This is a genomic window from Acidimicrobiia bacterium (assembly GCA_036271555.1).
Lineage (GTDB): Bacteria > Actinomycetota > Acidimicrobiia > IMCC26256 > PALSA-610 > DATBAK01.
On the sequence record DATBAK010000046.1, the window covers coordinates 1 to 9730 of the forward strand.

The window sequence follows — 9730 nt, forward strand, 5'->3', positions numbered from 1 at the left end:
GTGAGGGCTTCTCCTCAGGCGACGCCGATTCCGGAGGTTTCGATGGGCTACCGCAAGGTGATCGCGGTCGTGGCCGTTGCCGCGACCGCGGGAGTGCTCGCGCTCCAAGGCGGTGTCGCAGTCGCGTCGGCGGATGGATCCGCGAAGCCGCTCTCGCGTGTCGCCGGCGCCGCGATCAGCGCGCCGAAGCAAGTGAGCGACGGGCAGGCGAAGCTCGTCGCGGCGGCGAGCGGCGCGCAACATCTGCGACTCACGATCGGTCTGAAGACACCGCATGCCGCGGAAGAGGACGCCTTCGTCGCGTCACTGAAGGACAAGAGCTCGCCGAACTTCCGTCATTTCCTCACGGCGGACGAGTGGAACGCGCGGTTCGCGCCCTCGGCCGCGAGCGAGCAGTCCGTCGTCGACTGGGCGACCGCGCAGGGCTTCACCGTCACGAAGCGCTACGCGAACCACCTCGTCGTCGACCTCGACGGCACGGTCGCGACGGTGCAGAAGGCGTTCGACCTGAAGATCAACAACTACAAGCTCGGAAGCAAGTCGTTCTACTCGAACGACCAGTCGGCCTCGATGCCGAAGGGCATCTCGAGCGTCGTGCAGTCGGTGGCCGGGCTGAACAGCCTGCAGCAGCTCGAGCCGACGCAGTCGCAGTCGGTGACGCATCCGGCCTACGTCGCGGGCCCGGCCCGCCAGACGGGTCCCGCCGGGCACGCGAACGGCAGCAAGACGCTCCTCGCGAAGGCGATGGCCGCGTCGAAGGCCAAGCAGCGGTCGAACGTCCACAACACGACGAACGGCTACTACGACCCGACCGACATCTACAGCGACCAGGCGTACTCGGTGAACGCGCTCAACGCGCAGGGCCATTGCTGTAACCCGACGCACGCCGCCGGCGTCACTCCGCCCGCGACCAGCATCGCGATCGCGACGGCGGGTGCGCACAGCGGGACCGACTTCGCCGGCTTCCACAACCAGTATCCGTACCTGGCCTACCACTACCAGGAGTTCTTCATCGACGGCACGCCGACGTGCTGCGACGGCGAGGGCACGCTCGACTTCGATTGGTCGACGGCGATGTCCAACAGCTTCGGCGCCAGCTCCGACACCGCGATGATCTACATGTACGACGGCGCCAACACGCAGTTGGGAACCTTCACCGACATCTGGAATCAGATGCTCTCCGACGGCCACGCGCGCACGATGTCGAGCAGCTGGGGCTGCGCCGAGTCGTACTGCTACGACGCGGGGACGATGAACACCGATCACGCGATCTTCAACTCGATGGTCGGGCAGGGCTGGACGTTGGTGACCGACTCCGACGACAAGGGCGCCTTCGCCGACTGTTCGCATGTGAGCGTCGAGTACCCGGCCTCTGATCCCGACGTCCTGTCGGCGGGCGGCACCGACCTCCAAGCCGCCGGCGGCTTCAGCAGCGAGACCGCGTGGATCGGCGGGACCGGCGCCGGATCCTGCGGGAGCAACGGTGGTGGTGGCGGCGGTGGCTGCAGCGTTCAATGGTCGCTGCCGAGCTACCAGAGCGGCCGCATCCAGAACCTCTGCACGACGCGCGCCGAACCCGACGTCTCGCTCAACGCGGGCATCGGACAGAACTACTACTTCAACGGTGCGTTGAGTCCCACTGGTGGCACCAGCATCGTGACGCCCGAGCTCGCCGGCATCTGGGCCCAGATCAACGCGGAGCTCGGCTCGTTCCCGAGCACGGCCTGCAGCGGCGGGTGCACCACGGTCGGCCAGGCCGGTCCCGACGTGTACAACGCCCAGGCGGGAGGGCGTCACAACCCGTTCTACGACATCACGTCCGGTTGCACGACCAACGACGCGGGCGCCGGTTACTGCGCCGTCGCTGGCTACGACCGTGCGACGGGATTGGGATCGGCGAACCTGTTCCAGCTCGCCAATCAGGTGCTCTGGTTCAACGTCGGTGAGCTCACCGCGCCGACGGTCACGCTGAACGGCCCGCCCGTGAGCACGTACGTGAACAGCGGCTCGGTCTCGTGGTCGATCGTCGACAACGGCAGCCCGGCACCGACCGGGGTGCAGGGTTACACCGCGCAGTGGGACGGCGATCCGGGCGACCCGACGACGGAGCCGCACGGTGGTTCCGGCAATTACTTCTGGGACGGACCGGCGCTGAAGAACTCGACGTCCGGTGCCGCGTCGCTCCTGCAGGGCTGCCACACGCTCTTCGTGCGTGCGTGGGACAACATCGGTGACTCCGGTCTGTACGCGTACGGCCCGGTGTGCCTCGACACGGTCGACCCGACGGTCACGACGGCGCCGAAGGTGTCGCTCGTGCAGAACTCGGCGGTCTCGTCGAGCGACGTGCCGGTGAAGGTCAGTTGGGCCGGAACCGACTCGGGGAGCGGGGTGAAGAACTACCGGCTCCAGGAGAAGCTCGACGGCGGCGCGTACAGCAACGTCGGCGCGCTGCTCACCACCACGAGCAAGCTCCTCTCGTTGCCGGCGGGCCACACGTACCGATTCCGCGTGCGCGCGACCGACAACGCCAACAACACGTCCACGTACAAGCTCGGCAAGACGGTCCACCTGAAGCTGTACGAGGAGAACAACGGGGCGATCGCGTACACGACCGGTTGGGCGCGCATCGCGCAGGCGGGCGCGTCCGCTGGTCACGTCGAAGAGGCGAGCGTCGCGGGCAAGAAGGCGACGTTCACGTTCTCCGGCACCCAGGTCGGGTTCGTGACGACGGTCGCGTCGGCCAACGGCTCGGCCACGATCGTGATCGACGGCGGCGCCGCGGCGACGGTGAACACGCACGCGACGGGCGGCCCGGGCATCGTCCGGTTCGTGAAGGCGACGGGTACGGGCCCGCACACGCTCGTGCTCAAGGTCCTCGGGACGGCCGGTCACCCGAAGATCGACGTCGACGCCTTCGTCGTTCTCAGTTAGGCCCAGTGGGTGGGAGGGGCCGCGACGGACCGCGGCCCCTCCTGCACCCGCGAACCCGACCATGGGAGTCGAGTTGATCGCGCGGCCCTTCGTGTAGTCGGCTGCGCAGATGTCGATCGCACTCACCGAAGACCACCGCGCCCTCGCAAGCGTGGCCGCCGACTTCCTCGCCTCGCACGACGCGCGGGGCGCCGCCCGCGCCCTGCTCGACGCGGAGCGCGAGGAGCTGCCGCCGTTCTGGAAGGAGATGGCGGAGCTCGGCTGGCTCGGGCTCCACCTTCCCGAGGAGCATGGCGGGTCGGGGTTCGCCATCCCGGAGCTCACGGTCGTCGTGGAGGCGATGGGCCGCGCGATCGCGCCGGGGCCGTTCGTCCCGACCGTGATCGCGAGCGCGGTGCTCGCGGCCGCCGCGCCGGCGGCGCTGCAAGCGCGCCGGCTCCCCGGCCTCGCCGACGGCACGACGGTCGGCGCGGTCGCGCTCGGCGGTGCGGTCGAGACGCGCGACGGTCGCGCGCACGGTTCGACCGGCGCGGTGATCGGCGGCGGTCTCGCCGATGTCCTCCTCGTCGCGATCGGTGACGACGTCGGTGTCGTCGACCTGCGCGGCGACGGCGTGGACGTCGACGTGCCGAGAAACCTCGACGCGACCCGGCGCGCCGCGCGCATCACGCTCGACGGCGCGTCCGTCGAAATGATTCCTGGCGCGCGTCAGGTGCTCGTCGACCTCGCCCGCGTGCTGTTCTCCGCGGAAGCGATCGGTGTCGCACGCGAGTGCACCGAGCTCGCGGCCGAGTACGCGAAGGTGCGCGAGCAGTTCGGCCGTCCGATCGCGATGTTCCAGGCGGTGAAGCACCACTGCGCCAACATGCTCGTCGCGACGGAGCTCGCGACCGCGCTCGTGTGGGACGCGGCGCGCGCCGCGTCGACCGGCGGCGACCAGCTCTCGTACACCGCGGCGATGGCCGCGGCGCTCGCGATTCCGGCCGGCGACCTGTGCGCACAGCTGAACCTCCAGGTGCACGGCGGCATCGGGTTCACGTGGGAGCACGACACCCACCTCTTCATCCGGCGCGCCACGGCGATCGAGGCGATCGTCGACGGCGAGGCCGCGGCGGCCGCGGTCACCGATATGGCGCGCCGGGGCGTGCGGCGGGCGCGGCAGGTCGACCTGCCGCCCGAGGCCGAGCCGATCCGGGACCGGGTACGCGCGTTCGCGGAGCAGGTGAAGGGTCTCGACGGCGCCGCGCTGCGCACCAAGCTCATCGAGACCGGCTACGTCATGCCGCACTGGCCGAAGCCGTGGGGTCTCGACGCGGGCGCGGTCGAGCAGCTCGTCATCGAGCAGGAGTTCGGCGCCGCGGGCGTGAAGCGGCCGCAGTACGGCATCACCGGATGGGTGATCCTCACGCTCATCCAACACGCCACCGACGACCAGGTCGCGCGTTGGGTGCCGCCCGCGCTGAACCAGGAGATCATCTGGTGTCAGCTGTTCAGCGAGCCCGACGCGGGCTCCGACGCGGCCGGCGTGAAGACGCGCGCCGTGCGCGTCGACGGCGGTTGGCGCGTGAACGGCCAGAAGGTGTGGACGAGCGGCGCGCACGTGGCGGGGTTCGGCCTCGCGACCGTGCGCACGAACCCCGACGTGCAGAAGCACGCGGGCATCACCACGATGGTGATCGACATGCACGCCGAGGGCGTCACGGTGCGGCCGCTCAAGATGCCGACGGGTCAGTCGGAGTTCAACGAGGTGTTCTTCGACGACGTGTTCATCCCCGACGACGACGTCGTCGGTCCGGTCGACGGTGGGTGGACGGTCGCGCGCGCGACGCTCGGCAACGAGAGCGTGAGCATCGGGGGCGGCCAGGGCGGCATGGCGATGCCGGGTGACGCGTTCGTTGCCGCGTTCGACGCGAATCCGTCACGGCTTCCGGGCGGCGCGCAACGGATCGGCCGCTACATCGCGAACACGCAAGCGGTCGACGTGCTGAACGTGCGCTCGGTGCTGCGCGCGGTTGCCGGCAGCGGTCCCGGACCGGAAGGCGCGATCACGAAGCTCGTCCTCTCGGAGAACGGGCACGAGGCCTCCGCGATGCTCGTCGCGCTCGGCGGCGCCGACACCGCGTTCATCGACGGCGTGCAGGCGATGACCGGCGCGATGGTGTTCATGCACCGCGCGATGTCGATCGCGGGCGGCACCTCGGAGATCAAGCGCAACCAGATCGGCGAGCGCATCCTCGGCCTGCCGCGCGACCCGCTGATCAAGTAGGCGCGTCAGCGCGCGTCGCCGGCGACCACGTCGACGATCTCCGCGATCTCGGAGTCGGTCAGGTCGACCGCCATCGGCAGGCTGACGATACGACCCCCGATGTCGTCGGTCACGGCGAGGTCGGCGACGCGGGGCAGATCCGCGAACGCCGGCGCGCGATGGAGCGGCTCGTAGTAGGAGCGGATCTCGATGCGGCCGTCGGCGCGCTCGAACATCCGGTTCCGCGCCGCGCGGTCGCGCGCGAGCAGGGAGACGAACTGCACGGTGCTGTGTTCGTGACCGAGCTGCGGCACCAGTTGCGCACCGAGTCCTTCCCGCATCCGACAGGCGCGGACGTGGCGGGCGGTGAGCTGCGCGTCGAGGTCGTCGAGCGCGGCCAGCGCGGTCGCGGCGTGCAGCTCGTCGAGCTTGGCGTTGATGCCCCGGCGCTCGATCGGATGACGGTTCGCGTCGAACCCGAAGTTCGCCAACCGTGCCATCCGCGCGACGAGCGCGTCGTCGCGGCTGAAGATGGCGCCGCCCTCGCCGATCGCGAGCGGCTTCGTCGCGTGGAACGACACCACTTCCGCGGTCCCTTGCGCGCCGATCGGAACGCCGTCCTCGGCGATCGCGCCGAAGCCCGCGGCCGAGTCGACGAGCAGCGGCACGCCCGCGGCGCGACACGCGTCCGCCCAGGCTTCGCGCACGGCCGGCGGAGGCGGTGTGCCGAACGCCGAGCACGCGACCACGAGCGCGACGTCGTCACCGCCCTCCGCGAGTGCCTGCTCGAGCGCGCGCGGCGACAGGTGCCAGTGCTCGGCATCGATGTCGACGAACACCGGTTGCAGGTCGTTCCAGATCAACGCCTGCGCGGTCGCGGGAAACGTGAACGACGGCACCAGGGCGGTCGTTCCCGCGCGCCGCACGCCGGCGACCGCGACGAGCAGTCCGAGCGTGCCGCTCGCCACCGGCAGGCACACGGCGCCGGTGCGCGCGCCCAAGCGCTCCGTCAGCAACTCGAGGCAGGGCCCGCGATTCGAGAACCAACGCCGGTCGCGCGACCGCTCGAAGTAGTGCTCGATGCGGTCGGCCGCGGGAAACGTCGGGCGTTGGAACGGCACCGGCCGCGGTTCGGTCACCGCGGGGGTCGTTCGCGCGCAGGGACGCCGACGACCGTGCTCCCCGCCGCGACGTCGTGCGTCACGACTGCGCCGGCACCGACGCGCGCGCCGTCGCCGATGCTGCGGTCCGGAAGGATCGTCGCGCCGGCGCCGATCTCGGCGGCCGCACCGACGCGCACGCGTCCGGCGAGCACCGCGCCCGGGCCGACGACCGCGCCGACGCCGAGCTCGGTGTCGTGCTCGACGATCGCGCCGGTGTTCACGAGCGCGCCCGCGCCCAAGACCGCGTCGGGGCCGATGTACGCGCGGGCGAGCACCTGCGCGCCGTCGCCGATCGTCGCGGTCGGGCTCACGATCGCGCTCGGGTGCAGGAGCGCGGGCAGCGCGAGACTCGCTCGCCGCGCGGTATCGACCGCGGCGCGCCGGCCGGCTCCGCTGCCGAACCCGATGAGCAATGCTTCGACGCCGCGGCCGCGAAGCTCCGGGAGCGCGGTCGCGGTACCGAGCACGGCGAGACCGCGGATCGTGTGGTCGTGGTGCTCGGGAACGTCGTCGATCAATCCCACGGCTTCGAGATCGGTCGTGCTCAGGAGATCGACGAGCACCTTCGCATGCCCGTCGCGCCGGGACCCGTAGATCACCACGCGCATGGCGTGAAGTTAGCGTGCAACCGGCGTGTCGCCGCGGAGGGGTTCGGGGCGCACTGGAGGACCGCATGACCGATCGATCGGATCCGCTCGTCGAACGGGTCGCCCGGCTCGAGCGCGAGGTCGGCGCGCTGCGCGCGCTGTTGGCGCGCACCTACGAGAAGGTCGAAGGCTGGCCGCGCCGTCTCGACGAGATCCGGAGTCGACCGGAGTACGAGGACGCGTTCGCGGGCTCGCCGTTGGTTTCGGTGCGCATCGGCACGTACCGCGGCGGGGAGACGCTGTGTCACCGCGCGCTCGCGTCCGTGCGGCGCCAGACGTATCCGAATTGGGAAGCCGTCGTGGTCGGCGACGGCTGCGAGGACGACACCGCGGAGCAGGTCGAAGCACTCGGCGACGATCGCATCCGCTTCTTCAACCGGCCGGTCAACGGCCCGTATCCGGAGGCGCCGGAGCTGCGCTGGATGGTGGCCGGCACGCACGCGTTCAACGACGCGGTCGCGCGCACGCGCGGCCGCTGGATCGCGCCGCTCGACCAGGACGACGAATGGGACGACGACCACGTCGCGGTGTTGCTCGCCGCCGCGCAACGCGCGCGCGCCGAAGTCGTCTACGGGCAGATGCGCGTGCTGGTGGAGGATGGGCCCGAGACGTGGTTCGGCGCGTGGCCGCCGCAACTCGGTGACTTCGGCTTCCAGGCCGCGCTGTACCACGCCGATCTCAAGGAGTTCCGCTACGACGTGAACGCCGCGCTCGTCGACGAGCCCGGCGACTGGAACCTCGCGCGGCGGATGTGGGAGGCGGGCGTTCGGTTCCACTTCGTGCCCCGCCCGGTCGGCACGTACTACCTCGGTCCCGACGGGCGGAACCGCGCGACGTGGGAGCAGCGCGCGGCCGAGCGGGGCGCGCTCCCGCAACCGCCGGCCCCGGTGCGAGCGGAGGGAGTCGAACCCTCAAAGGGGTTCTCGGCGCGACGGCCGAAAAGCGCGTCAGTGCAGGTCAGAGGGTGTCCGCGAGGCTCCGCCAGTGACCGCGAATGACCGGAATTTTGCGTCAAACGCGTGTCCGCGTGTCAAAACCGTGTCACGCCGAGGTGCGCTTCGGCAGCTGTTCGACCGACGCGATCGGCGCCTTCCACGGCTTGCCCTTGACCGTGCGATGGAGGTCCTCGAGCTGCTCGTTGAGCTGCTCGTGCAACGCCGGCCAGATGTGCCCGTAGACGTTCATCGTCGTCGAGATGTCGCTGTGGCCGAGGCGTTCCATCACGAGCCGCGGGTGCGCTCCGAGGGCGATCATCAACGAGGCGCACGAGTGGCGGAGGTCGTAAAAGCGAACCTCGACCGGAAGGCCAACGCGTTCGAGCGCGGGCACCATGACGCGTCGGCGCCAGTTGTCGGTGTTCAACGGTGAACCGTTCGGCGAGCGGAACACGAGATCGTCGGGCTTGAGCTTCCGGCCGAGCTTCGCTTCGAGCCAACCGAGGTACTCGCCTGCCTCCTCGCAGAGGAAGCGAGGGACCGTCACCGTGCGCCGCGCGCTCGTCTTCGTCGGACCGGGCACAACGTGTCCTGGACGGTCGTGAGCGTCTCCACGACGTCGACGCGTCCCGCGAGCAGGTCGAGCCGGCGCACGCGCAGACCGGCAACCTCGGCGGCCCGCAAGCCTGAGTACGCGGCGAACCGCACGAGAAACGCATATGGCTCGTCGATTGCCTCGGCGAGCGCCTCGACCTGGTCAGCGGTGAGGAAATGCGGTTCGCTCGCACGAGCTCGCGGGATGCGGATGCCGGCGGCCGGGTTGTCGCGTAGCGCGCGGCCTTCGATGGCTTCGTCGAAGATCGACTTCACGATCGCGACGCGGTTGCGCACGGTCTTCGGAGCTGAGCCCTGGCCGAGCATGTCGGCGACCCAAGCCTTGATGTCGGCGCGGTCGATCTCGCCGACTCGTCGCCCGCTGAAGGCCGGAAGGATCGCGTTGTCGAGAACTCGTCTCGATGTCGAGCGCGTCGAGACGCGGAACCGAGCCTCGTTCATCGCCCACCACGACTCGGCCCAGTCCTCGAACCGCGATCTGCGCAACGCCGGATCGGTGAACTCGCCGCGGTGCTTGTCCGCCGACGTCACGTCGAGGAACTGCTGCGCGTCAACGCGCCGTTCGAACGTCTTCGAACGCGTGCGCCCCGACGGGTCGCGGTAGCGAGCCCGCCACCGGGAACCGCGCGCCGGCTTGCCGTCTGGCGTCGTCTTCGTCGGTGTGATGCTGCTCATCGTGTTCTTCCGAGCCTGCCGAAGATCGGAGCGGTTGCAACTCCTCGAGGGAGCCGGACGCTACCGACGACCTGCGACACGGACAACGGGTCGCGCGGCTTCGACGCGTTGCTCGTCGAGCCAGGTCGCTATCGCGATCGGATCGAACCGGAGCAGGTGTCCCCACTTGACGAACGGGATGCGTCGTTCGGCAACGAGTCTGCGGACGTGGCGGACGCTGACGCCGAGGTGCGCGGCGAGCGTGTCGATGTCGACGAGGTTCGGGAGCGGCGTCGGTGTCGCGGGTCGGAGCTTCATGCCTAAGTGTGCGAATCGGGGAGCGCGATCGGAACCGATTTCTTGAGATCGGCGCAACATTTTCGTCGACGGGTCGGTTCTGCGTCGGTGGGCTTCTTGGTGACTGGTGACTATGTCGAGCACAAACGGTGGTTCCGCAAAAGCGGAACCACCGAGGTGGCCGGGTGGATCGCGAGCGGGTCTCGAAACGCGGGTCTCGTAGCCGGCTGTTTCACCGGCCCG

Annotated in this window: 8 protein-coding genes; 3 read left to right on the forward strand and 5 right to left on the reverse strand. The window is 70.0% G+C overall.

What is annotated here, in order from left to right:
• Positions 1-42: 42 nt before the first annotated feature.
• Together VH914_11865 and VH914_11870 are read left to right on the forward strand one after the other, a co-directional pair.
• Positions 43-2931, forward strand: coding sequence for a protease pro-enzyme activation domain-containing protein (locus tag VH914_11865; GenBank protein HEX4491895.1), 2889 nt, complete (start codon positions 43-45; stop codon positions 2929-2931).
• 109 nt (positions 2932-3040) lie between these two features.
• On the forward strand, positions 3041-5197 hold the full coding sequence (locus VH914_11870; protein ID HEX4491896.1) for an acyl-CoA dehydrogenase: 2157 nt from the start codon (positions 3041-3043) through the stop codon (positions 5195-5197).
• 5 nt (positions 5198-5202) lie between these two features.
• Here the strand turns inward: VH914_11870 and VH914_11875 are convergent, their stop codons facing one another.
• Both VH914_11875 and VH914_11880 read right to left on the reverse strand, forming a co-directional pair.
• Positions 5203-6315, reverse strand: a complete 1113-nt coding sequence (locus VH914_11875) for an aminotransferase class I/II-fold pyridoxal phosphate-dependent enzyme (protein ID HEX4491897.1) — start codon at positions 6313-6315, stop codon at positions 5203-5205.
• Positions 6312-6947 carry a NeuD/PglB/VioB family sugar acetyltransferase gene (locus tag VH914_11880; protein HEX4491898.1) on the reverse strand — a complete coding sequence of 212 codons (636 nt, stop codon included), beginning with the start codon at positions 6945-6947 and terminating at the stop codon, positions 6312-6314. The genes VH914_11875 and VH914_11880 overlap by 4 nt, the downstream gene beginning before the upstream one ends.
• Positions 6948-7012: 65 nt before the next feature.
• Between VH914_11880 and VH914_11885 the strand changes: the two genes are divergently transcribed.
• On the forward strand, positions 7013-7984 hold the full coding sequence (locus tag VH914_11885) for a glycosyltransferase (GenBank protein ID HEX4491899.1): 972 nt from the start codon (positions 7013-7015) through the stop codon (positions 7982-7984).
• A 43-nt stretch (positions 7985-8027) separates the two neighbouring features.
• Here VH914_11885 and VH914_11890 read toward each other — a convergent pair whose 3' ends face one another.
• From VH914_11890 to VH914_11900, 3 genes are read right to left on the reverse strand one after another with little or no spacing between them, the layout of a single operon-like run.
• Positions 8028-8468, reverse strand: a complete 441-nt coding sequence (locus VH914_11890) for a tyrosine-type recombinase/integrase (protein HEX4491900.1) — start codon at positions 8466-8468, stop codon at positions 8028-8030.
• Positions 8465-9211: a site-specific integrase gene (locus tag VH914_11895; GenBank protein ID HEX4491901.1), complete on the reverse strand. Its 747-nt coding sequence runs from the start codon at positions 9209-9211 to the stop codon at positions 8465-8467. The genes VH914_11890 and VH914_11895 overlap by 4 nt, the downstream gene beginning before the upstream one ends.
• A gap of 60 nt (positions 9212-9271) precedes the next feature.
• A complete protein-coding gene (locus VH914_11900; GenBank protein ID HEX4491902.1) occupies positions 9272-9508 on the reverse strand; it encodes a helix-turn-helix domain-containing protein in 237 nt (78 codons plus the stop codon).
• Between the last annotated feature and the right edge of the window lie 222 nt (positions 9509-9730).